Source organism: Virgibacillus necropolis, from assembly GCF_002224365.1.
Taxonomy (GTDB): domain Bacteria; phylum Bacillota; class Bacilli; order Bacillales; family Amphibacillaceae; genus Virgibacillus_F; species Virgibacillus_F necropolis.
Window position 1 is genome coordinate 2,479,579 of sequence record NZ_CP022437.1, and the last position, 25,620, is coordinate 2,505,198.

The 25,620-nt window shown below is 36.3% G+C and carries 24 protein-coding genes; all 24 read right to left on the minus strand.

Going from position 1 to position 25,620, the window contains the following annotated elements; translation table 11 throughout:
* Window positions 1-6: 6 nt before the first annotated feature.
* Window positions 7-1,041: a recombinase RecA gene (recA, locus tag CFK40_RS11925; protein WP_089532516.1), complete on the minus strand. Its 1,035-nt coding sequence runs from the start codon at window positions 1,039-1,041 to the stop codon at window positions 7-9.
* Window positions 1,042-1,217: 176 nt separating this feature from the next.
* Window positions 1,218-2,462 (minus strand): competence/damage-inducible protein A, encoded by a 1,245-nt coding sequence (locus tag CFK40_RS11930; RefSeq protein WP_089532517.1) that lies wholly within the window; start codon window positions 2,460-2,462, stop codon window positions 1,218-1,220.
* Entirely contained in the window at window positions 2,462-3,040 is a 579-nt protein-coding gene (gene pgsA, locus CFK40_RS11935) for a CDP-diacylglycerol--glycerol-3-phosphate 3-phosphatidyltransferase (RefSeq protein ID WP_089532518.1), read from the minus strand. The genes CFK40_RS11930 and pgsA overlap by 1 nt, the downstream gene beginning before the upstream one ends.
* Before the next feature lie 60 nt (window positions 3,041-3,100).
* Entirely contained in the window at window positions 3,101-4,039 is a 939-nt protein-coding gene (locus CFK40_RS11940; RefSeq protein ID WP_089532519.1) for a RodZ domain-containing protein, read from the minus strand.
* Between the two features lie 17 nt (window positions 4,040-4,056).
* Window positions 4,057-4,848 (minus strand): DUF3388 domain-containing protein, encoded by a 792-nt coding sequence (locus tag CFK40_RS11945; RefSeq protein WP_089532520.1) that lies wholly within the window; start codon window positions 4,846-4,848, stop codon window positions 4,057-4,059.
* 166 nt (window positions 4,849-5,014) lie between these two features.
* A complete protein-coding gene (locus CFK40_RS11950; RefSeq protein WP_089532521.1) occupies window positions 5,015-5,278 on the minus strand; it encodes a DUF3243 domain-containing protein in 264 nt (87 codons plus the stop codon).
* Window positions 5,279-5,519: 241 nt separating this feature from the next.
* Window positions 5,520-6,236, minus strand: a complete 717-nt coding sequence (gene ymfI, locus CFK40_RS11955) for an elongation factor P 5-aminopentanone reductase (RefSeq protein ID WP_089532522.1) — start codon at window positions 6,234-6,236, stop codon at window positions 5,520-5,522.
* Between the two features lie 9 nt (window positions 6,237-6,245).
* Window positions 6,246-7,529 (minus strand): EF-P 5-aminopentanol modification-associated protein YfmH, encoded by a 1,284-nt coding sequence (gene yfmH / locus CFK40_RS11960; RefSeq protein WP_089532523.1) that lies wholly within the window; start codon window positions 7,527-7,529, stop codon window positions 6,246-6,248.
* A 6-nt stretch (window positions 7,530-7,535) separates the two neighbouring features.
* On the minus strand, window positions 7,536-8,816 hold the full coding sequence (yfmF, locus tag CFK40_RS11965) for an EF-P 5-aminopentanol modification-associated protein YfmF (protein ID WP_089532524.1): 1,281 nt from the start codon (window positions 8,814-8,816) through the stop codon (window positions 7,536-7,538).
* 118 nt (window positions 8,817-8,934) lie between these two features.
* Window positions 8,935-9,894, minus strand: a complete 960-nt coding sequence (locus tag CFK40_RS11970; protein WP_168927231.1) for an ABC transporter permease — start codon at window positions 9,892-9,894, stop codon at window positions 8,935-8,937.
* On the minus strand, window positions 9,895-10,941 hold the full coding sequence (locus CFK40_RS11975) for an ABC transporter permease (protein ID WP_089532525.1): 1,047 nt from the start codon (window positions 10,939-10,941) through the stop codon (window positions 9,895-9,897).
* Window positions 10,931-12,466 (minus strand): ABC transporter ATP-binding protein, encoded by a 1,536-nt coding sequence (locus CFK40_RS11980; RefSeq protein ID WP_089532526.1) that lies wholly within the window; start codon window positions 12,464-12,466, stop codon window positions 10,931-10,933. The genes CFK40_RS11975 and CFK40_RS11980 overlap by 11 nt, the downstream gene beginning before the upstream one ends.
* Window positions 12,467-13,164: 698 nt before the next feature.
* A complete protein-coding gene (locus CFK40_RS11985; RefSeq protein WP_089532527.1) occupies window positions 13,165-14,268 on the minus strand; it encodes a BMP family lipoprotein in 1,104 nt (367 codons plus the stop codon).
* Window positions 14,269-14,364: 96 nt separating this feature from the next.
* Window positions 14,365-15,090, minus strand: a complete 726-nt coding sequence (locus tag CFK40_RS11990) for a GntR family transcriptional regulator (RefSeq protein ID WP_089532528.1) — start codon at window positions 15,088-15,090, stop codon at window positions 14,365-14,367.
* Between the two features lie 223 nt (window positions 15,091-15,313).
* Complete coding sequence (locus tag CFK40_RS11995) at window positions 15,314-17,590, minus strand: FtsK/SpoIIIE family DNA translocase (RefSeq protein ID WP_089532529.1); 2,277 nt, start codon at window positions 17,588-17,590, stop codon at window positions 15,314-15,316.
* 133 nt (window positions 17,591-17,723) lie between these two features.
* Window positions 17,724-17,933, minus strand: coding sequence for a YlzJ-like family protein (locus CFK40_RS12000; protein ID WP_089532530.1), 210 nt, complete (start codon window positions 17,931-17,933; stop codon window positions 17,724-17,726).
* Complete coding sequence (locus CFK40_RS12005) at window positions 17,930-18,664, minus strand: ClpP family protease (RefSeq protein WP_405196547.1); 735 nt, start codon at window positions 18,662-18,664, stop codon at window positions 17,930-17,932. Before CFK40_RS12005 ends, CFK40_RS12000 begins: the two co-directional genes overlap by 4 nt.
* A 118-nt stretch (window positions 18,665-18,782) precedes the next feature.
* Window positions 18,783-19,652 carry a 4-hydroxy-tetrahydrodipicolinate synthase gene (dapA, locus tag CFK40_RS12010; RefSeq protein ID WP_089532531.1) on the minus strand — a complete coding sequence of 290 codons (870 nt, stop codon included), beginning with the start codon at window positions 19,650-19,652 and terminating at the stop codon, window positions 18,783-18,785.
* 30 nt (window positions 19,653-19,682) lie between these two features.
* Entirely contained in the window at window positions 19,683-20,906 is a 1,224-nt protein-coding gene (gene dapG / locus CFK40_RS12015) for an aspartate kinase (RefSeq protein ID WP_089532532.1), read from the minus strand.
* 49 nt (window positions 20,907-20,955) lie between these two features.
* Window positions 20,956-21,558 carry a dipicolinate synthase subunit B gene (gene dpaB / locus CFK40_RS12020; protein WP_089532533.1) on the minus strand — a complete coding sequence of 201 codons (603 nt, stop codon included), beginning with the start codon at window positions 21,556-21,558 and terminating at the stop codon, window positions 20,956-20,958.
* The gene (dpaA, locus tag CFK40_RS12025) at window positions 21,555-22,439 is read right to left on the minus strand and encodes a dipicolinic acid synthetase subunit A (protein ID WP_089532534.1); all 885 of its coding nucleotides are present in this window, start codon (window positions 22,437-22,439) and stop codon (window positions 21,555-21,557) included. Before dpaA ends, dpaB begins: the two co-directional genes overlap by 4 nt.
* Before the next feature lie 250 nt (window positions 22,440-22,689).
* The gene (locus CFK40_RS12030) at window positions 22,690-22,926 is read right to left on the minus strand and encodes a YlmC/YmxH family sporulation protein (protein ID WP_089532535.1); all 237 of its coding nucleotides are present in this window, start codon (window positions 22,924-22,926) and stop codon (window positions 22,690-22,692) included.
* Window positions 22,927-23,011: 85 nt separating this feature from the next.
* A complete protein-coding gene (locus tag CFK40_RS12035) occupies window positions 23,012-24,232 on the minus strand; it encodes a M16 family metallopeptidase (protein ID WP_089532536.1) in 1,221 nt (406 codons plus the stop codon).
* 35 nt (window positions 24,233-24,267) lie between these two features.
* Window positions 24,268-25,221 (minus strand): polysaccharide deacetylase family protein, encoded by a 954-nt coding sequence (locus CFK40_RS12040; protein ID WP_089532537.1) that lies wholly within the window; start codon window positions 25,219-25,221, stop codon window positions 24,268-24,270.
* Window positions 25,222-25,620: the final 399 nt, after the last annotated feature.

Genomic DNA, 25,620 nt, shown 5'->3' on the forward strand with positions numbered 1-25,620 from the left:
CGTTTGTTACACATCCAGAGTTTCTTGCCCTGCTTCAATAGACTCTTCTGGTTTAGCATCTAAGTTATAGTGACTACGAATCTTTTCTTTTATTTCTAGCAAAACATTTTCATTTTCTTTTAAGAATTGTTTTGCATTTTCTCTACCCTGACCAAGGCGCTCCCCATTATAGGAATACCACGAACCACTTTTTTCAACGATGTCTAGCTCTGATCCGACATCAATAAGTTCTCCTTCTCTTGAAATTCCGAAGCCATACATGATATCCACTTCAGCAACTTTAAATGGAGGTGCTACTTTATTTTTTACAACTTTGATTTTTGCTTTATTTCCAAGTATATCGTTCCCTTGTTTTAATGTTTCTGCACGACGTACCTCTAAGCGGACAGACGCATAAAATTTAAGTGCACGACCTCCAGGCGTTGTTTCCGGATTACCAAACATAACACCGATTTTTTCTCTAACTTGGTTAATAAAAATGGCAGTAGTTTTTGATTTATTAATGGCGCCTGAAAGCTTTCTCAACGCTTGGGACATAAGTCGAGCTTGTAGTCCCATATGTGAGTCTCCCATTTCTCCTTCTATTTCCGCTTTAGGAACAAGAGCAGCAACTGAGTCAACTACAACAATATCTATTGCACCACTTCGCACAAGAGCTTCTGCTATTTCTAGTGCTTGCTCGCCAGTATCTGGTTGGGACAAAAGTAATTCGTCAATATTAACTCCTAATGCTCTCGCATAAGTTGGATCGAGTGCATGTTCGGCATCAATAAACGCGGCTTGTCCACCTTTATTTTGCGCCTCTGCAATCGCATGTAAGGCTACAGTTGTTTTACCAGAAGACTCTGGACCATAAATTTCAACAACACGCCCACGTGGATATCCACCTATTCCTAATGCAACGTCTAATGCCAAAGAACCACTTGGAATTGTTGCAATTCTTTGTTCAGCTGTTTCACCTAACTTCATAATAGAACCTTTACCAAATTGCTTCTCTATATTTCTTAACGCCATATCTAATGCTTGTTTTTTATCGCTCAACGAGACAACCTCCTTTAACTAACTATATCTATCATACATGGTTTTATTTTATTTGCCAAGACTAAAATCGAATAAATGTTCTCATTTTATTGTTGTTTTTTTCTAGATAATTAATATTTAGCTATATAACGAATAGCTAAAATACATTTTCTCACAAAAAATCAATAACTAAAATGCTATTTTAAGAAATTAAATAAAAGTTCATAGCCTTTCCAGACAGCTTTTTTTCTAATGGATTGACGGTCACCACGAAAAACAAATTTCTCTATTTGTTTTTTACCCATGTCATCAACCATTCCAATATACACAGTTCCTACTGGATGATTGTCTACGCAACTTGGACCAGCAACACCAGTAAAACTAATTCCTATAGATGAACCTAGAACAGTGCGTATATTAGTTGCTAAAGAATCCGCGCATTCCTCACTAATCACACCAATATCTTTCGTAATATGTGTTGGGACGTGCAAGAGTTTTTCTTTAACTTTCGTATCATAACAAACGATCCCTCCAGGACAAACAGATGATGCACCCTCTACAGCTATCAATCTATCAGTGAACATTCCGCCAGTTAAACTTTCTGCAGCGGCTACTGTTTTATTTTTTCCCTTTAATAATTGAAAAACGCGTTGTTCAATCGTTTCATTATTAATCCCATATAAATAGGAGCCGACCCTACCTTCAATTCTCTGCTGTGTATCCGTTATTAATTGTTGCGCCTGATCTTTTGTATTAGCTTTTGCTGTCAAACGAATAGCAACACCCTCTAATTGAGCAAGAGGGGCAATCGTCGGGTTAGTCTGTGCGGCTATGATATCTTTTAGTTCATACTCTAATTGCGCTTCACCTATACCAATAAACTGAAGCATTCTAGACTCTATAATTGTGTTTTCTTCGGACAAGTTTTGGATATAAGGTAAAACTTCATCCGAAAAAAGTTGCTTCATTTCTTTTGGTACACCAGGAAGAAAAACCCACACTTTATCATCTCGATTAATAATCATACCTGGTGCCATTCCAACTTTATTTTCAAGTACAGTTGCATCTTCAAATACGCGAGCCTGTTTTTTATTGTTTGGTGTCATGATCCGTTTTTGCTTTTCAAAATATGCAGAGATCTTATCCATGGAAAGCTTATGTTCATTCATTGTTAAACCAGATAAAAGTTGAAATGCTTCCCTCGTTAAATCATCATCTGTTGGTCCTAAACCACCAGTAACCACGATGACATCCGAACGATTAGCTGCCTGCTCAAACTGGTCATGCACTCTTTGTAGGTTATCACCTACAACACTATGGAAAAGCACGTTCACCCCATGTAACGCAAGTTTCTCTGAAATCCATTGTGCATTCGTATTTGCAATTTGACCAAGTAGTAGTTCTGTACCTACAGCAACAATTTCTGCATTTACTTGTTTCATCACTTCGAATCCCTCATTACATTCCAATTTTTAACAAAATAATCATACCCAGAATATGCAGTGATTATTAATGCTGCATACAGGCTAACTATGTCAAAGCGAAAGCCTATATATGAAAATGGAAAATTGTGAAGAAGTAACGCTGAAATAGCAACTATTTGAATCCATGTTTTTAATTTACCCATTTGACTAGCTGCCAAGACAATACCTTCTCCAGCTGCAACTAGTCGTAATCCTGTTACAGCAAATTCCCTACTTATAATTACTATGACAACCCAGGCTGGTGCCAAACCGAGCTCAACAAGCAATATTAAAGCTGCAGAAACAAGAAGTTTATCTGCAAGTGGGTCTAAAAATTTCCCTAAATTTGTGACAAGATTATACTTACGGGCATAATATCCATCTACCCAATCAGTTGTTGAAGCTACGATAAATAACAATCCTGCTACCAAATGTGATACAGGTAAAACCGCTTCACCAATAGTTATCTCGCCCCAATCAAAAGGAATAGATAACAATAGGATGAAAATGGGAATTAAAAATATACGTGATAGTGTAATCTTATTAGGTATGTTCATTGTTTTTCCTCCTACTACGTAAACCCTTCCGTATTGAAAGGAAGGGTTTAACACATCTTATTATTTTTCAGTTTGATTAATATTTATCCAAATCTTTTGATGTACCTTTTCTGTTTCGTCGAGAGGGTATTCTAACTCGACCCCATCAATTGTTATTTGTAGGGCGGGAGCATTTCCAACATTAAAATAAACCCGCTTATCACCAGACACATCTATTTCTTGCGGGGAATTAGCAGCAGAAATGATTCCAGTAAAATACTGTTTTTCTTCATCATTTGTTATTGCTAAGTACGACTCACCATCAGCTTCCAACGTTATTACTACGTTTTCACTGGCATTATTTAGCTCAAAGGTAGATTTTGGACTCGTACCTGATCCTTCTTCCACTAAATCTAAAGTAGGTTCAACTTTTTCTATATCTGGATCCTCTGTCGTACTATCCGATTTTTTTTCATCTGTAGTTGTATCATCTTGTGATTTACTACCCTCATCAGAATTAGTATCTTCATCAGATGGTTGATTATCCTGGGTATTCTTTTCTCCAGGGTCATAGATAATTTCATTGTCATCTGGGCTATCTACTGGATCTGCAGAATCATTGGCCGTTGTTTTTGAAATGAAATACCAAGCTGCAAAAAAGATACCAATTATAAGTAAAATAACAATTATTGTTGGAAAAAGAGAAAAAATTACTGGACCTTTCGAAGAATTTGAATCTCTTCTTGAGCGCTGGATTCGAGTGTATTGTTCTGTACTTTTTTCTTCCGTTCCCGGTATTTCCTCTTTATATTCATCTAATAATTCATTAGAGTCTAATCCAACGGCTGTAGCATACTCTTTAATAAATGCACGAGCGTAGAACTTCCCTGGTAACACATTAAGATTACCTTCTTCAATAGCAATTAGATATCGTTTTTGAATCTTCGTTGTTTCCTGGACACTTTCAAGGGACAAATTTTGTGCTACACGTGCTTCTTTTAATCTCGCTCCAATTTCCATAAGTAACACCATCCAATTTAAAAATCAAACATCGAGAAACCACTTTCATTTGATTCTTGTTCTTTTTCTATCGGTTCGTATGTAATCTCTTCACCCTCATTACTACGCAGTTCAATAATATAATCAAAATCTTTCAACTCATATTCAGTCGATTTTACAAACATATCTGGATGCTCCACCACTTTAATTGCAGGCAATGCCATTATTTCTCTGATTAATTGCCAATGCTTTTCATTAGCGCGTCGCGTTGACACAATTCCATCAATGATATAAATATTATCACTATTGTATTCATCTTTAATTAATTGACTCCGAATTGTTTGTTTTAATAATGTACTAGATACAAATAACCAACGTTTATTCGCACAAACACTGGCAGCCACAATCGACTCTGTTTTCCCAACCCTTGGCATTCCGCGAATTCCAATTAATTTGTGACCTTCCTTTTTATATAACTCTGCCATAAAATCAACTAATAGTCCTAATTCATCACGTACAAAGCGAAACGTTTTTTTATCATCAACATCACTTTGTATGTATCTGCCATGTCTTACAGCCAATTTATCACGTAGCTTTGGTTTACGAAGTTTAGTAATTTTGATCGTTTCAGTTGTTTCCAATATTGACCTTAGTCGGGTAATTTGTTCATCTTTTTTAGATAGCAAAAGCATGCCTCGTCTTGAATTTTCAACACCATTAATTGAAATAATATTAATGGAAAGCATTCCTAATAAAGAAGAAATGTCACCTAATATACCAGGACGGTTATATTGAATTTCATATTCAAGGTACCATTCTGTTTTCTCCATAATAAGCCCCTTTTTGTTACATGCTATTTTTATGTTACCTAATTCATGCCGTAAATGCAATCTATCTATATAATAAATGATTTTTTGCTAAGTGAAAAGAGGAATATATAACAAAAAAGAAAAGAAGCTGCATGGTATCAGCTTCTTTAATCTAAATCCAACTAATTTATTGTGGTGTATTACCTTGGTTTTGAACAAGTTTAACCATTGTACTTGCCAATGCTTGTTTTTCTTCTTTTGAAGCAGCGGTCCATAACTCTCTTAAGACAGCCTCCTCATTATTTTTTGCATCTACACTCTTTGACAGATAATCGCCTACTTCATATGCTACGTTGTTGACCGCTTGTTGACTCATACCCTCTGACTGGGCTTGTTCCAAACGATTCGACAAGAACTCTTTCCATGTATCAAAATTATCTAAAACAGACATCAAACATCCTCCTTTTAAGTACGTGTTCGAAAAGTCGACAAATTAGAAACAAGAAGTTCAAGGCGCGAAGATTTCGAGGGCCGAACGTATGCTTCTAATACGTGAGGACCGGAAAACTGCGCATCGAAGAAATTCGCCGTTTATCATTTGGTGACTTTTCGAACAACATCTTTAACTTATTTTACATAGATAGTATTTGAAGAACTAACTACTTTATACATATAAGTTTGGAAAAAGGATTTTACCATGCGCCGTCAATATTAATAATTTCACCTTGAATATAAGTTGATTTCTCGTCCATAAGAAAACGAACTGTATGAGCAATTTCACCAGGAAACCCGGGTCTATTCATCGGTATCTGATCGACAATTGCTTGTTTTTCTTCCTCTGATAAATGATGATTCATTTTTGTATCAATAAACCCAGGACTTATGGCGTTAACAGATATACCACTCGGTGCAACCTCTTTAGCTAATGCTTTCACAAAACTATTTTGGGCTCCTTTAACCGATGAATACAGTACCTCATTACTCGCACCAACATTACCCCAAATGGATGTGATGAAAATAATTGACCCTTTTTTCTTTTGGACCATAGTGGGTAGTACATGATTAACAATCATCCAAGGAGCTTTCACATGCAATGTTAGCATTTCGTCCATTACATCTTCTTGACTGTCCTGGAAAAGTGCATGATGTGCTCTCCCGCTCGCAATGATAATTGCATCTACTGGAAATACTAACTGACTTAATAAATACTTAATTCCATCAGCATGACTAAGATCGGCTTTGATTTCTGTTAAAATACATTCCTCATTTATAGTTCCTCGTATGCTTTTAAACCCATCATTATTTTTATTGAAATGAAGAAGAAGGCTATATCCATCACTTGCTAATTGTTTAGCAATGGCCAGGCCAATATCGCCACTTGCACCAATAATTAATACGTTTTTCCCCATTATATCTCCCTATTCCGCTTTAATTTTAAATGTAGTTAGCTGCTCTTCTTTAATCCAATCCTTTAAAAATGACGAAACTTCTTCATATGTTAATGATTGTAACCTTGGAATTATCTCTAAGAAATCAATTCCCATTGTATGATAATGAATATATTTTTTTGCAATAAACTCAATCGAGTTCATGGCTCGCAACAATTGTCCAATTTGTTTTTTCTTCATCCGTTCAAATTCAGCTTCACTTATTTTCTTCTCTTTGATACTTAGCAACATTTCTTTAACACGTTTTTCGAATTCTTCGGGTTTTGAGGTATTACTTCCTATAATTGCATACCCAAATCCTTTTTCTACAGTTGTTTCGAAATAGAAACTATTGTCAATTATACCTTCTTGATACAATTCCTGATAAAATGATCCTCCCTCTGAAAAGTAAAAATCTACTATCATACCTTGCACAAGATCGGTTACTAAAAAGGTATCGCTATCTGATCCGTTCACCAATCCTTTAATTCCCACTGAACACTTCGGGATAGAAACTGGCATGTTAATCGTTGTTTCTTTTTTATATACTTCCTTTGGTTCATCTGGCATGATTCGTTTGATTTGGTCTGATGGAGGAAATTCTTTCGATAGTTGATTTTGTTTAATAAGTTCCATCATGTTTTCCTCATCAAAATTACCCGCTATAAACAATGTCATGTTATCAGGATGATAGAAAGTTTGGTAACATTCATACAAATCTTCTTTTGTGATGGATGCGATCGATTCTACCGTACCTGCAATATCTACCTTCACTGGATGATGATGAAATAAATTTTGGATAGTACCCATAAAAACCCGCCAATCCGGTTGGTCATCGTACATGGTAATTTCTTGACCAATTATACCCTTTTCCTTTTCAACTGATTGGTCCGAGAAATAAGGTTCCTGTACAAAATCAAGTAATGTTTCTACATTTTGCTCAATATAATTAGTTGCAGTGAATAGGTATGCTGTTTGCGTGAAGGATGTAAAAGCATTTGCTGAAGCACCCTGTTTACTAAAGTCAGCAAATACATCATGATCCTCTTTTTCAAATAACTTGTGCTCCAAGAAGTGGGCAACCCCTTCAGGAACGGTAACCGCATCCTGTTTATTTCTCGGAACGAAGGAAAGGTCAATCGATCCATAATCCGTTGAAAATATCGCAAACGTCTTGGAAAGTTCTCGTTTTGGTAACAAAAATACGTTTAACCCATTTGCTAGCTTTTCTGCTCGTAACACTTCGTTTATATCATCATATCTTTTCGTTGACAATTTGATTTACTCCTCTCCCTTAGTTGTTAGTAAATAAGTGGTGTCTTCCACAATAGATTGACCCACATCAAGAACGTCCTGCTTGCTAACCGCTTGTATATTTGTAATTAAATCATCTGGTGATAAGGAATGATTTGCTACTACCTGTTGATACAACAACTCAATTATGCCTTGGGGATGATCCAGTGTTTCTAGCAGCTGATTGACAATTAACTCCTTTGTTGAACTAATTTCATCTTCTGTAAAATCACCATTTTTCATTGCATCCATTTGATGATCCATGATTTCTTTAGCTTGTTGAAAGTCTTTCGGCGCAATACCACTGAAAACAAATAATAGCCCCTTGTGACTCTCTATTCGAGACGCAGCATAATAGGCGAGACTATTTTTCTCCCGAACATGATAAAAAAGTTTCGAATTAGGAAATCCTCCGAACAGGCCGTTAAATACTTGCAATGCGAAATACAATTTATCACTATAGATGCAATTCGTTCGGTAACCGATATGAAGTTTGGCTTGTTGTAATTCTTGTTTTTCAATTATTGTTTTTGGTTTACTATTTTTCTTTTTCTCATTCGTTGACGTGATGGATTTGGTTGAAGAAAGACCTTTTCCAATATGTTTTTTAATTATATTTTCCATTTGATTTTCTTCAAAATCACCTAGTACATAAAAATCTACACTATTTTCCTTTAAAACCGACTGGTAGTATGTAAGCAGGTTTTCGCCATGCAATTCTGGTAAGTCATCTAAATAACCATGCACATGGGTTTGGTACACTTCATTCTCACACATTTCATCAATTAATCGCCTATTTGCGTAACTCATCTTATCATCCATTATTGAACTAATCTTCCGTTTTAACGTTTCTTTTTCACGTTCAACAATTGCTGAATCAAAGCCATTTCCAGAGGACTTTGGACTAATTATTATTTCATTTAAAAGTTCCATAGTATCTTCTATAAGTGCGGATTCATTTTCTAAAAAACGTTGATTTGGAATCTCCAAGCGGAACGTTATAATATGAAAATTCCCTTTTTTAGTTCCGTCTATAGATAAAACTGCGCCATATAAATCGTCTAACTTTTGTTGTAATTCACTACGATTTGGAAATTTATTTGTACCTTGTTGCAAAATATACGGAAGAATAGCACGCTTTGTAATGGTTGATCGGTTTAAAGGTTCTTTAAATTTAACTACAAAATTTATTGTTTTGAACTTTTTACTAGGCACCAAATGAACGTTAAGTCCACCTGATTCCACTACTTTTTCATTCACTTGGTTCATAAAAAACATCTCCATATTAAAATATTTTTCGATAATACTACTAGTATTAACCGTTTATACCATTAATATTGCAAAAAAACTGACTTGCCATGTATTTAGCGAGTCAGTTTATTATATCCTATCTGCTACCTTTAATATATGGGATACCATTTGCTTTTGGTGCTTCCGCTCGGCCAATGAATCCAGCTAACGCAAGAATTGTAAGTACATATGGCGCAATTAATAAGAAAACCTGTGGTACGTCTTCTAATAATGGTATACCTGCACTGATAACACTTAAACTTTGTGCAAAGCCAAAAAATAGCGCGGCCCCCATAGCCCCAAGTGGATGCCATTTACCGAAGATCACAGCAGCTAGTGCCATGAAACCTTGACCAACAATGGTTGCGTGTGAAAAGTTTAATGCAATTGTTAGTGCAAAAACAGAACCACCCAAACCACCCATTGCGCCTGATATAACTACTGCAATATAGCGCATTTTATACACACTTATCCCATTTGTATCAGCTGCCATTGGATGTTCACCTACCGCGCGTAATCGCAATCCGAACGGTGTTTTATATAATACATACCAAGCAACAAATGCAAGTGCGATAGCTAAATGCGATGTTAAATAAATATTTTGAAAGAAAATCGGTCCTAAAACAGGAATATCACTTAGATATTTAATATCGGTAGTGTAGAATGGTTTGCTTACCATATCTGTCTGGCCTTTATCATACCATTGTTTGGTTAAAAATACTCCTAGACCTAAGGCAAGGAAGTTAATAGCTACACCGCTTACCACTTGATCTGCACGAAAGGTAACAGATGCAACCGCATGAATAAGTGAAAATATCGCTGAAACAATCATTGCTACTAAAATGGAAACCCAAGGAGTCCACATTCCTAACGTATCAGCAAAGGTGAGGTTAAACACAACGCCTACGAATGCCCCCATAACCATTAATCCTTCAAGTCCTATATTAACTACTCCGGAACGTTCACTAAAAACGCCACCCAGCGCTGTAAAAATAAGGGGTGCTGAAAAGAATAATGCAGGTGGAATAATTGATTGTAATAGATCTACAATGTTCATTTATTTCCCCTCCTTTTTAAAGCGTAGAATAGCCCATCTGATGATATAGCTTGATGCTACAAAGAAAATTATAATTGCAATTATAATGTCTACTAGTTCTGCCGGTACATCTGCCGCAAGTGGCATATTTAAAGCACCAACTTTTAATACTCCAAATAAACAAGCAGCAATAATAACACCAATAGCTGTGTTTGCTCCTAATAATGCTACAGCTATTCCATCAAATCCTAAATTCGTAAAACCTGATTGTACAGACATATAACCAAATGTACCAAGTCCCTCAGTTGCGCCTGCAAGTCCCGCAAAAGCTCCTGAAATAACCATCGATAAAACAATATTTTTTTGTACGTTCATTCCAGCATATTTTGATGCATATTGATTAAATCCTACAGACCGTAGCTCATAACCTGTAGTAGTTTTTTCAATGATGAACCACATAATTAATGCAGCGAATAATGCTAAAAGTATTCCGTAATGCATCCGTGAGTAAAAGGTCATTTGTTGTAACCACTCAGATGCCATAGATGCCGTTGCTGGAATCGTTTCAGTTGAATCCTTTGAATCTGTTAATATGTTTCGAATCACGGCATTCGTTATATATAACGCCGTATAATTTAACATAATGGTTACAATGACTTCATGAACACCTAACTTTGCTTTTAGTATACCTGGGATGAATCCCCAAAGCCCCCCCGCTATCGCTGCAGCTAATACAGCAAGTGGCAAATGAATATAAATAGGTGCATCTACAGCAAGTCCTACCCATATCGCTGCTAGCCATCCGACAATTACTTGCCCCTCAGCACCGATATTAAACAGTCCTGAACGAAAAGCAAAAGCGACAGCAAGTCCGGTTAAAATGTATGGCGTTATTTGTCTTACTGTTTCACCCATAAAGTACAAATCACCAAACGCGCCATTCCAAAGTGCAAGATAACCATCTATTGGATTATAACCAAAAACCAGCATAAGGATAGCACCTGAGATTAGGCCGAGAAGTACAGATATTACTGGTACTAAAATATTAAATAATTTGTTAGATGTCATCTTTATCACCTGCCTCTGTTTTCGTACTTCCAGCCATAAGCAGACCTAATTCTTGTTCATTTGTTTTTTCTGGTTTGACATTCGCTACAACTTTCCCATCAAACATTACTGCAATTCGATCACTTACATCAAATACTTCATCTAGTTCAAAAGAAACTAGTAAAACCGCTTTCCCTTTATCTCGTTCTTCCACTAGTTTACGATGAATAAATTCAATCGCACCTACGTCAAGACCTCTTGTTGGTTGCGCAGCGATTAGTAAATCTGGAGAACGGTCTATTTCTCTACTAATAATTGCTTTTTGCTGATTTCCTCCCGAGAGCGCTCGTGCTTTCGTATAAACACTTGGAGTTCGTACATCATACTCCTCAATCAATTTATTCGCCTTTGAATAGATGTCCTTAAAATTAAGAACTCTATTTTTGGAATAGGGCTTCTGGTAATACGTTTGTAGTACAATGTTTTCAGCTACTGGAAAATCTAATACTAACCCATATTTGTGACGGTCTTGTGGAATATGTCCAACACCACTTTCTGTTACCTTTCGTGGTTTAAAGTTAGTGATGTTTTTTCCGTTAACTTTTACTGAACCTGACTGGGATTTGGTTAATCCTGTTATGGCTTCAATTAATTCAGTCTGTCCATTCCCATCAACACCTGCAATACCAACAATTTCACCTGCTCGAACCTCTAAATTCAAATCCTTTACTATATTTACATTTCTAGAATCTTTCACATTTAAATTATTTATTTCTAAAACAACATTCGCTGGTTTCGCAGGGCTTTTTTCTGTTGTAAAATTAACCTCTCGCCCCACCATTAAGGAAGCTAATTCCGTTACATTCGTCTCACTCACATTAACAGTACCAATACCTTTACCTTTACGAATTACAGTACATCTATCACAAACTTGCATAATTTCCTTTAATTTGTGAGTGATTAGAATAATAGATTTACCTTCATTAATTAGCGAGTGCATAATGTCAATTAATTCCTTAATTTCTAAGGGAGTTAATACAGCTGTTGGCTCGTCGAAAATTAAAACATTTGCACCACGATACAATGTTTTTAATATCTCCACGCGCTGTTGCATACCAACAGAAATATCTCGAATCTTAGCGGTTGGATCTACTTTCAGACCATATCTATCTGAAAGCTCTTGAACTTCTCGTTCCGCCTTTTTAAGATCAATTTTTCCGTTTTTTGTTGGTTCGCTTCCTAGAATAATATTTTCTGTTACCGAATAATTATCCACTAACATAAAATGCTGGTGAACCATTCCAATACCTAATTTAGTTGCAATGTTAGGATCAGTTATGTTCACTTTTTCGCCATTGTAACGAATCTCACCTTTTTCCGGCTGATACAACCCAAATAAAACATTCATTAAGGTTGATTTTCCCGCACCATTTTCACCTAACAATGCATGGATTTCACCTTTCCTTACTTGGACTGTAATATTATCATTAGCAACGATGCCTGGAAATTCTTTTCGTATATTAAGCATTTCTACTACATAATCCAAATTTTTCATTCCCCCTATTAAAAACGCGAATCTTAAATTTTTTCTTGAAAGATCTCCAAATGAAAAGAGCCGGAACACTCTCCTCTTCATTTGAAGACTTTCAATCTGTTTTATTTATTAAGGCTGTTTTCGTATAGTTTGTTGCTCATACCACCGAAGTTGATAAAAAATGCGACGTCAGTGCCATGTTTTGTGCTTGAACAACCGTTCCGGAAATCCACTACGCTTTCCGCGGACTCGCGATGAGCCTCCTCCTAAAATTCATAACATTCATCTCTTCACTCTTCAGTGATTGGAGCGGAGGGCAGTCGACTCCTGCGGGAGGATAGGCATAGGTAAGACCCCGCAGTGCGGTAGCACGAGGAGGCTCACCAGCCGCCCGCGGAAAGCGACTGCCCGCAGCGGAAATCACGTGGCTGTTACGTCGCAGTTTATAGGTTTTGTGTCAAACAACAATCTTTCAGAAAACAGCCTTTATTAAAACAGTAATAAAAGCGCAAGCGCCTTCGAAACAATCACAGTTCAGATTGTTCCTGCGATGATTATTCGCAGAAGCTTTCCTTAGTGGTCAGCCTCAGGCAAGTTTAAGACGAATCTCTTAGTGATGGTTTTTATCACAAAGAGATTTGAGTTAAAACCTCAGACGGGCTAGTCGCCGGAGCTAGATAAAAGGCTGGAATATCCAGCCTTTTCACTTTCTAAAGTGCTTCTACATATGCTTTTGTTTCTTCACGTGTTTTTGGAACTTCAATTTCGCCACTTACAATTTTCTCTTTCCATTCTTCAATAGATTTGATAATTTCGTCTGTTAAAGCTTCTTTGTTTGTTTTCGCCACAGAAACTCCGTCATCTTTTAAACCATAAGCAAGAACTTCTCCACCTGGAAATTCTCCATTCATAGCTTTGTTAGAAACATCTTGTACTGCAAGATCAACCCGTTTAACCATTGAAGTGAGTGTCACGTTATAATCACCAATTTGACCTTCGTCATATTGGTCACGGTCAACTCCGATTACCCAAATTTCTTTTTCTGGGTTATTTTTTTTAATATCTTTTGCTTGAGCAAATACACCGTTTCCAGTAGCGCCTGATGAATGATAGATTACATCAATACCGTCATTGTACATGCTTGAAGCAATTAATTTACCATCATCTGGTGCATCAAATGCACCTGCATATTGTACCTCAACTTCAATATCGGGATTTACTGATTTAGCACCAGCGATATATCCAGACTCAAACTTATTAATCAATTCTGAATCAGTTCCACCAACGAAACCAATTTTATTTGTTTTTGTTTTCTTAGCAGCAGCTACCCCAACTAAGAAAGATCCTTGTTGTTCTTTAAATGTAATACTTACAACGTTTGGTTGATCTACAACCGAATCAACAATTGAAAAGTTTGTATCAGGATATTGTTCTGCAGATTTGCTGATAGCATCAGCTAATTTGTAGCCTATTCCAAAGATTAAATTATAATCGTCACGAACAAGACGGGTAATGTTTGGCATATAATCCGCATCTTCATTTGATTGAATGTAATCGAAATTTGTGCCTTTTTCAAAACCATGTTCTTCGCCCCAAGCTTGCAGTCCTTCCCATGCTGATTGGTTAAATGATTTATCATCCACTCCACCAACATCTGTAACCATACCTGCTTTAAAATCACCAGATCCCTCAGATTTATTGCCATCAGAATCACTTCCAGAACTCTCTGATTCACCCGAATCTCCACATGCCACCAGTATCATTCCTAGACTTAACAACATAGCAAACAATAACAAAAAATTACGATTTTTCAATCTAAATACCCCCTAATTTAGTAGTTAATTATGACTATAAGCAGACTAAACGTTTCCAATTGTTAACACAACCACCTCCTCAAAGAATGAAACCCCTTACATACGTTTCCTTAAAACATGAAAGCTAAATACATCTGATCGGAAATAGTTTGCAGAATATAATACTGGTTCATCTTCATCCGTATAATGCATTTGTTTTAATAGTAATAAAGATTGATCAGGATCACACTTTAATATTTCATAAATACGATCATGATACCCGATAGGTTCGATATATGTAACCGCATACGTAATTCGTTTATGGGAATGTTCTTCAATTAATTTGAATAAAGAATCCTCTTTATGTACACGCTCTAACGGGATAATTCCCTCAGGAACCTTATCAATGCAAAACACAACAGGATCATTATCCGCAGTTCTTACACGTTCAATTTGCGCTATTGTATGTAGTTCTTTAGGTGAAAATTTTATCCTGTCATCTTCCATTGGCTCAAGTAGCTCTGTTGATAAATATTGTGAGCCTGCAACCCTACCAGAGTTTTCAATCATTAACGTCACACTATTTAGTTGCTCAATACCTGAAGAAAAAATCGGCTTTGGATTCACAAATGTTCCTACACCATGTTTACGTATTACAACATTTTCTTCTTCTAAAATACGTAATGCTTCTCTTAAAGTCGCACGAGACACCCCTAATTGTTTGGAAAGTTGAAATTCAGACGGAAGTTTTTCTTTTTCTTTATATTTCTCTAGCTGAATGTCACGTTTAATTTCTTCAATAACTTGTAAGTATAAATGGCGTGAATCGGTTTTTATCGACATAGTGACCTCCTTTGTTTGACAATCTTTACTAGTGATAAAAGAGATCTGACATCTGACGTATGACTCTTTTGTCCGAAATAAATATACCACTTTTAAAATAATAAATAAACACTATAGGTTAAATTTCTTAAAAATATTTAGCATTTTTCTACAATTTCGGTCATTTAATTCACCCCCAAACAAAAATCGGACAGTACAGAATTCTGTACTGTCCGATTTTTGTTTACGAAAGTTTCTCTTCCGATGATTTGGATAATAATACCGTTCTAGGTTTACTACCTTCATATGGACCTACTATACTTCTGTCTTCCATCGCATCTATTAATCGTGCAGCCCTCGTATAACCAATTCTAAATCTACGTTGCAGCATGGAGACGCTAGCGGTTTGCATTTCTACTATAAGTTGGACGGCATCATCATATAGTTCGTCGTCTACTTCCGACTTTGTTTCACTAGTTTCTTCAGGAATCATTTCTTCTTGGTAGGAAGCTTTCTGTTGTTCGATACAATGATCAACAATGCGCTCAACCTCTTCATCTGATAAAAACGCACCCTGTACTCGGGTTGGTTTGGATGAACCAGTAGGCATAAATAACATGTCGCCTCGACCTAATAATTTTTCGGCACCACCAGAATCTAGAATGGTTCTTGAATCTGTTTGCGAGGAAACACTAAACGCAATTCTTGATGGTATATTGGCCTTAATGACACCAGTTATTACATCAACAGATGGACGTTGAGTCGCAATGATGAGATGAATACCAGCTGCACGTGCCATCTGTGCTAATCTAGTAATTGCATCTTCAACATCGCTAGAAGCAACCATCATTAAATCAGCCAATTCGTCAACAAGTACTACAATGTATGGAAGATTTGGTTGTTTCTCTTCTTCTTCTAAAGTTTGATTATATTTGCGAATATATTCGTTATACCCTTCAATATTCCTTGTACCTGTGTCAGAAAATAGCTCGTATCTTCTTTCCATCTCAGAGACAACTTTTTTCAATGCTCTTGATGCTTTCTTCGGGTCTGTAACAACAGGCGCAAGTAAATGTGGAATTCCATTGTATACATTCAGCTCTACTTTTTTAGGATCTATCATCATCATTTTAACTTCATGTGGTTTAGCGCGCATAAGTATTGTAGTAATAATTCCATTCACACAAACACTTTTACCACTTCCAGTAGCACCAGCGATTAACAAATGTGGCATCTTGTTTAATTCTGCCACAACAGCATCTCCAGATATGTCTCGTCCTAAACCAAATAACAGTTTTGAAGACTGCTTTGTTAAAGTAGTATCCACTACTTCACGTAAAGAAACCATTGCGACTTCCTTATTAGGAACTTCAATACCTACAGCAGACTTGCCTGGTATAGGTGCTTCGATACGAATATCTTTTGCAGCTAATGCAAGTGCCAGATCATCATGAAGACCTACAATTTTACTAACCTTTACGCCAGCTTCTGGATAAACTTCATATTTTGTAACTGCTGGACCAACATGAACCTTGGTAATTCTAGCTTTGACTCCAAAGCTAGTAAATGTACGTTCTAACTTTCTAACAGTAGCTTGTATATGAGATTTTTCATGCTGCTGTGAGTTATGTGTTGGTTCCGCAAGTAATTTAAGCGATGGTAATTCGTATTCATAGTTTTCAGGTTCAGTCATTGGCATTGAATTTGTAAAGTCTGTTTCCGTTTCTTTTTCTTTTTCGGTTACTTCTATTGGTTTTACTTCAGTTTGCTTTTTTTGGTCGAAAGAATATGCCACATCAGTGAAATCCTGGATAACAGGTTCATCATGAATTACTTCTTGTTGTTGAGGTTCATCATTTTTAACCTCTAGTCTTTCATCTGCTTTCTTTTTTGTCTTTCTATTTTCTTTCACTTTCGCCTTGCTATTTCCTAACAATGCTTTCACTTTCAGCCAAATCTTCCCAGTAAAATCACCTAAAGAAAACTCGGTTAAAAATATAACCCCAATCACCATAGAAAAAATGGCTACAATTTTTGCCCCGATTGATGAAAATAAATAATAACAAAACGAAAACATGATAGCTCCAATCATGCCTCCACCCGTTTGAGCAAACTCACCAGGACCGTTTACATACGTAAAAAAGCTGCTCCATGTCGCTTTGATAATAGATGTGTTATTAGATCGTACTAGTAACATCTCATATGTTTGTATATGGGTTAAGAGTAAAATACCTATAAAAATAATATAAAATCCGATCATTTTCTTATGAGAAAAGTCAGGATATCTTCTTTTGATAATTAAAAATAGACCGGTTACTAGTAATAACAGTGAAGCTATAAAATACCAGATTCCAAAAAAGAATTGAAATATATTTTCTAGTATACTCGGGATTGCCCCACCACTAATAATGCCAGCCCCACTACCAAATATAGCAATGAAAATAAATAGTAAACCTATCAACTCAAACTTCACTTGTTGCTTTAATTGACTCTTTTTCTTTCTCTTACGTTTCTTAGCCATAGAATTCACCTCAAATAACATACGATGTAACTGAATAGGAAACCCCTGCCACAAAATTTGACAAGGGTCTTACAATAATATCCAGTATCTAAGGCTATTATAGCATAGATTGAATATGGATTCTTAGAAAAATTTACGAGGATGAAAGAACAGCGCCTGGTTGATATTGTGGATCCATGTAGTCTTTTGGATCTGTCGATAACAATTGAACAATTTGATAATTGCCCTCTTGGTTTTTTTCGACACAAACAGGTCTATTTTGGTGTGTAATTATCACCCGGTTTGAACTATTATCTTGGTTTGGAAAGACATCTGATTCAACCATCGGTGTATACAGGATCATTCTGAATCACTCCCCTTTGGTTTCGTTTGATTAATCAGTTCACTTACTTTTTTCATTGCTTCTTTCACACCACCAACAGCATCAATTAATCCATATTCTACTGCATCCGCACCAACCACATTGGAGCCGATATCTCTTGTTAAATTTCCTCTTGCAAACATGAGCTCTTTAAACTTTTCTTCTTTAATTTTCGAATGGTCGATTACAAAGTTAATTACTCGATCTTGCATTTTATCCAGGTATTCGAAGGTTTGTGGTACACCAATTACCATTCCTGTTAAACGTATTGGGTGAATAATCATGGTAGCAGTAGGAACGATAAAAGAATGGTTTGTCGCAACTGCTATAGGAACACCAATTGAGTGGCCACCACCTAATACAATTGATACTGTAGGCTTTGATATTGATGCTATCATTTCAGACAATGCTAGTCCAGCTTCAACATCCCCACCAACTGTGTTAAGTAAAATTATAACGCCTTCGATTTTTGGATTTTGTTCAATAGCAATTAATTGTGGGATAAGATGTTCGTATTTCGTCGTTTTATTTTGCGGTGGCAATTGTATGTGACCTTCGACTTGACCGATAATTGTCAAGACATGAATATTGGAATCAGGGGCTTGTGGAACATTCGATTGTCCTAACTGTTGAATTTTATCAACTAAAGACGACTTATTTTCCTCATCCTGATTTTGATTTTTGTCTTTTTCCATTGCTGCATCACTGTTCATTTACGGACACTCCTCTTGTTTTAATCCTACTAACAAATAGTATGAACAAGTGGATGTTTTCTTATTAAAAAAACTACCAACAAATTGTTGGCAGTTTATAATGTATGGGACCAACCTCTTATAAATCCTTTACAATTTCGTGAATTTCTAGTTGTTCATCCTCAGCTAGTGGAATAAGTGGTAATCGTACACCACCACATTCAAGGCCTTTTTGACTCAATGCATATTTTACAGGTGTTGGCGAAGGATACGTAAATAATCCGTTCATAACTGGAAGAAACCTTCTATGAATTGCTGCCGCTTCCTTAACATGACCTTGTTTAAATTTTGTTACCATCTGATTCAATTCAGTACCAATTATATGAGAAGCCACTGACACAACACCCGAGGCCCCAATCGAGAGCATTGGTAATGTTAGCCCGTCATCACCACAATACACGCTAAAATCAGAAGAGGTTTTTTCGATGATTGTGGTAGCTTGATCTAAATCTCCGCTAGCCTCTTTTACCGAAACAATATTTTCGATTTGACTAAGTTTAATAATAGTATCCGCATTCATGTTTATACCAGACCTACCTGGGATGTTATAAAGCATAACGGGTAACCTCGTCTTATTAGCTATTTCCATAAAGTGTTGATGCATACCGTTTTGGCTCGGTTTATTATAGTACGGGGTTACCAGCATAATTGCATCAACGCCACAATCTTCTGCTTGTTTTGTTAATGCAATTGACCCTGCTGTATTATTGCTCCCAGTTCCTGCAATCACTGGTACTCGTTTATTTACAACTTTTACAACCTGGGTAAATAAAGCTACTTTTTCTTTTGTCGATAAAGTAGGTGATTCACCAGTGGTCCCAGCTACTACCAATCCTTCAGTTCCATGATCTAATAAGTATTCCACTAAATTTGTAACTTCTTGAAAGCCTATAGCGCCTTGCTGATTAAATGGAGTTACCATGGCTGTTAGTACATTGCCAAAATTCATTAATCATCACCTTTTCCTTTTAGAAAAAAACTATTTTATACCTGGCTCTACCGTTTGACCCAAATGAAACGTATCATGTAGTGCATTAACCGCATTCGTTAGATCCTTCTCGTGAATTAGCACCCAAATTGTCGTGTGACTATCAGCCGATTGTAAGATTTGAATTCCCTTTTCAGTAAGTGCCTGCACTATTTTAGAAGCAATTCCAGGAACCCCCATCATGCCGCCTCCAACCACTGAAACCTTTGCACAATTTTCGATCACTTGAGGGTTAAATCCTAATTTTATGATGTGGTCTAATGCAGCTTGTGTGTAGACATTTGGAATGGTAAAAATTAATCCGGTTGGAGATATATTTATAAAATCAACTGAAATCCCACCATCTGCTAAAACCTTGAACACTTCTGATTGAAGACGATACATTTCTTCCCTGTTTTTAATTTTGATTTGAGTAACAGAAGGCATATGAGCAATTCCAGTAATTAACTGATCAGGTATTTCTTTAATGTTTGAATTTGTTACTAGTGTTCCATCATCCGTTGAATAGGTAGAGCGAACATGTAAGGGTATATTTGCCTGCATCACAAGCTCGACAGCTCTTGGGTGAACTACTTTAGCACCTTGATAAGCCAAATTGCAAATATCTGTATACGTAACAATTTTTAATTGTCTAGCAGATTTAACCATACGAGGATCTGCTGTCATGATTCCGTTAACATCGGTAAAAATCTCAACTTTTTCTGCGTTAAGTGCCACTCCAAGAGCGGCGGCAGTGGTGTCACTGCCCCCTCTACCTATTGTAGTTATCTCCCCAGTGGACGTTTGTCCTTGAAAGCCTGCAACTACAACTACATCATGATTATCTAATTCATTTAATAAGCGCGTGGTATTTACACTTTTAATTTTTGCCTGAGTAAATTCAGATGTAGTCATAATTCCTGCTTGTGCACCAGTAAGTGCAACTGATCGTATATTACTGTTTTGCATCTCATTTGATAATACCACGCTAGCAATTGTTTCCCCGCAGGACAATAATAAATCGGTTTCACGCCTCTTATGGAGTGCTGTTGACTGATTAATAAGTCCCAGTAACGTATCTGTAGCATAAGGATCAGGCATACGTCCTAATGCTGATACTACAACTACTAATTTATATTTGTTTTTAATTGCTTGCTTAATATGGGAAATTACTTTCGAAATGCTAGCGGGTGATTGTAATGAGGTTCCTCCAAATTTCTGAACTAAAATTGCCATTAAAACACCTCTATTTTACAACCATTTATTTTTTGAATAACCTTTTTTATTAACTTTCCCCATTATTTTGGTAGGGGATAATGACTGGCTGAATTTGCTCAAAAAGCAGTGCTGATTCTATGGTATCAGCTAGCAATTCCATGTGTGAAACGAGTGAATTCGGTTTTTTATAGGGGTCATCTTGCCCATAAGGAATAAAATAAATATATTTACTAGCCATTAACCGCATTAGATTAACACCGTTAAGTCCTAATGCATCATTTGTGGAAACACCTAATACCACTGGCTTCCCATTTCTCATCGTTGCTTTTGCTGCCATTAATACTGGTGAATCTGTAAGTGCATTAGCAAATTTACTCATAGAATTACCTGTTAGTGGAGCAATAACCATACAGTCGAGTGGTGCGGCCGGTCCTAATGGTTCAGCTTCTGGCATTGTAGAGATTACCTTCTTGCCTGTCATGGACTCGATTTTTTCAATATGATCTTCCGCTTTACCGAATTTTGTATCTGTCGTTCGCACAGTATACGTTACAATTGGAACAACCTCTGCACCTTCCTTCATTAGTTTCTCAATTTGCGGAAACACCTGATCGTACGTACAATGAGAACCTGTAAGTCCAAAACCAATTCGTTTTCCTTTTAAAGTCATTCTGTTTCCTCCTTGCTAGTAATAAACTTTTTAATTACATCTGCTAAAATTCTCCCCGCAGTTTTAGGCGCTACAATACTAGGTAAGCTCTTAGCCAATATCGCTTCAATCCCTCGTTGTTCAGCGTATTCAAAATCTGTTCCACCTGGTTTAGAAGCCAAATCAATGATTAATCCATGTGATGGTAAATATTGAATGGACTCTTTCGTGATTACGCGAGCTGGTATGGTATTAATTAATATGTCACAATCAACTGTATTATCTGGAAGCTCTTCAAATGGAATTGCATTAAATCCCATTTCTGTTATTCGCGCCAAATCTTCCGTTTTTCTAGCACAAACGGAAACCTTCGCACCAAGAGCAGCGAATTTGTTCGCAATTGTTTTTCCAACACGACCATAGCCAACCACAAGAACATTTGCGGAATGAATGGTAAAATCAGTATGTTCAATTACCATCATGATTGTTCCTTCCGCCGTTGGAATAGAGTTATAAACCGCAATATCATCTCTGTCAAATAATTTTACTAATCGTCTATTCGCTTCAGAAGTAATTGAAGTTAAATAGTCATTTGCAATGCCCGTAAAGATTGAAACGGTACTTTTCAATTTTTGGACCCAATCTTTTGTTAAATGAATTGATTGGTCAGAAAAGACTGGATCGATCATTCCGTTATTATCCGTGCCTGTTACAGGTAGAATAACCATATCTAATTTTTCTGGTTCTAGCTCAGAAAACTCCATTTGCTTTAAACCTGTATAACCTTGGTTCAATTTATCAAATCCAACTAAGCAAATAGTAGTATTGTCTAGTTGTTGTAATTGGCGTATTAATTCAATATATCTGGCATCTCCACCAATCACAGCTATTAAATAACCCATATGCGATATACACTCCTTGTTATACAAAAACCAATTTTGAAATCATTTCCTTATAGCTTATGTGTTTCACGTTGGTAAGTGAGTATTATTAAAAAAAACTTGGTATTCACCTCACCTCGACTGGCTAATCCAAAGCTTTCCTCCTACTAATTACCTCAGAAATAATTTGTTTTGCATTAAAAAAAGAAAAAGAAAAAAGGCTAGTATTTTAACATACTAGCCTCGCGTTATTCACCTAAAGTATTGTCGATTATCCGTCTGTTTCAATCATAATCATATCTTCCCCGATTTTCTTTATTGCTTTCCAATGAATTTTTGTTTCCGCACCTTCTTTTTTTAAACCAAACCACTTGTAATTAGGAATAATAAAAGATCTGATTTGACCGGTTTTCTCGTCAATTTCCAAATCAGTTGCACCCAAAACACCTAGCCTTGAACCATGGCTTACGTTAACAATTTCTTTACCACTTATATCTTTATAACGCATCCTACTCACCTCATTTAGTATACGTATTATAACTATATGTAAAAAATAATAACCTATGTCAAAAGACATAGGTTATTTTAAACTTTTAGTTTTGCTTTGGAGCGATTAACGCCGTCGATGGCTCTGATTTAAACATAGTTTCAATGACAGTTTGAATCGTTCTATGATCAACCATTTCAATTTCTTTTATCATATCATCCAATGTGCGATGACGCTGAAGCAGTAGTTCGTTTCTTCCATTTCTGCTCATACGACTATTTGTACTCTCAAGACTTAGCATTAGATTACCTTTCAACTGTTCTTTACTATTTTTCAGTTCTTTATCTGTCAGTCCATTTGAAATCAGTTCATTAACGGTGCTTGATATCGTTTCTTGTAATAATGGTAGCTGTTCTTTACCCGTTCCAGCATATATTGTTAACAGTCCACTATCTAAGAAGGAAGAGTGGTATGAAAACACTGCGTAAGCTAATCCTTTTTGTTCCCTTACATCCTGAAATAGTCTTGAACTCATGCTTCCACCCAGCACATTATTCATAATAATTAAACTGTAGGTGAGGTCATCACCTACTGGTAATCCATCATATCCGATACATAAATGAGCTTGTTCTGTCTCCTTATTACGTTTCATTTGATTTGTATGGAATATAGGTTTACCTAATGATTCATGCTTTTGATCCGATTCGTAATTGCCAAAATGTGATTCTATTTTACGAATATAGGAATCGTCTACGTTTCCAGCTACTGAAACAACTACGTTATCAGGTGTATAGCGATTAGCGATATAATCTCTTAGTGTATTAGGTTTAAACGATTTTAATTGTGTTTCTGTCCCTAATATAGGGTAGCCTAATGGATGATCTCCGTACGATGCATGTGCTAAAAGATCATGAATTATATCATCTGGTGTATCCTCATACATTTTAATTTCTTCTAATACTACCTTCTTTTCTCTTTCCATTTCATCTTCATCAAAAGAAGAATTAAAGAACATATCAGCCAAAATTTCTAACGCATATTCTTTATGGTTATCTAAAACTTTTGCATAAAAACAGGTATATTCCTTTGACGTAAATGCATTAACCTGCCCACCAATAGCATCAAAGGCTTCAGCGATATCTTTTGCTGACCTTGTCTCAGTTCCTTTAAAGAACATATGCTCAAGGAAGTGTGAAATTCCATTATTCGTATCTGTTTCATTTCGTGATCCAGTCAATACCCAGATACCAATTGTTACTGATCGTACAGCGGGAATCTTTTCCTGCACAATACGCAAACCATTTTTACATGTATGTTTTTCAATCACAGATGAATCCTCCTATTATTACGTGCATTATTTCCCTAATTTAAACGTTCCTCAGAAAGTAACTTCTCAACTGTACCTAAATGATAGTCTTTTTCTTGTATTACAGTAATTAAATCTTTCAAACCACGTACTATTGCTTCAGTAGGATGCATTAAAATGGTTGCACCTGGATGAAGTTTAGGCGTTACTCGATTCATCATAACAGATACAGATGGATTCTTCCAATCAATGGTATCTACACTCCACAAAATAGTCTCCATATTATAACTAGCCGCTACTTTTACGACTTGATCCGTATAACTTCCACTTGGAGGTGCTAATAATGTTGGCTTTTCACCGGTTATAGCTTGAAGTGTATCATTCGTGTTTTTTATTTGTTCCATTATTTCTTGTTCAGATAAACGTGCCATATCGGGATGATTATATGCATGATTACCAATTACATGCCCTTGTTCTGCTATCATTTGAACATATTCCGCATTATTCTTAGCCCATTTTCCCTCGATAAAAAAAGTTGCTTTTACATGTTGCTCTTTTAATATATTTAAAATTGGCGGTATGTATTCCGTTCCCCACGAAACATTAATCATTAAAGAAACCATTTCTTTAGATGGATTTCCACGATAAATTGGCGCGGGTTTTAAATCATTTAATGAAATACTGGGTTTGATTTCATCAAATACAAGTAGCTTTTTATTAAATACACCATCTTTTTTCATTTTTTTATATGATTTATCAATATTTACTTCCCTACCATTTAAGCCAGGAATCTTTTTCCATACCTTATCGATTACTGCATTTTGGGGTGGAATTTTATATGCAGAATTTTTTGCTGTTATTTCCTCATATAATGGATCCTTATTTTTCACTGAGTACTGTACGTCAGAGAATGTAGTAATTTTTTTTGATTCAAAAGGATTAGTTAAAGGATTAAACGAAATAACTACTAAAAAGAAAAAAACAAAAGCTTGGATGATCCATCTATACATACTAAATCCCCCCTCTCATTTCAATCATATGAACGAAAAGGACAAGATATGATAAAGAAAAGTGTAGTAGGCTCGCTTAGCGACGACAAGCATAGTCAAGAGACCGTAGAGCACACGACCTTTGTGCCCGGAGTGTCTATTGACTATGTCTCGAGTCGCTAGCCTACGAAACTGATAAAGAAAAGCGGAGGCGACAGCTCGGAAGCGGACGCATAAGCAAGGAACCGTAGAATGCACGGGTTTTAGCATTCGGAGTGTTCATTGCTTATGACGACAGCTTCTAGGAGCCGCAGCTAGACAATGAAAAGTGTAATAGGCCTGCTTAGCGACGAAAAGCATAAGCGAGGGAAAAACGAGGAGATTCTTATCAAAATGAGCAAATAAAAAAAGAAACTGGTT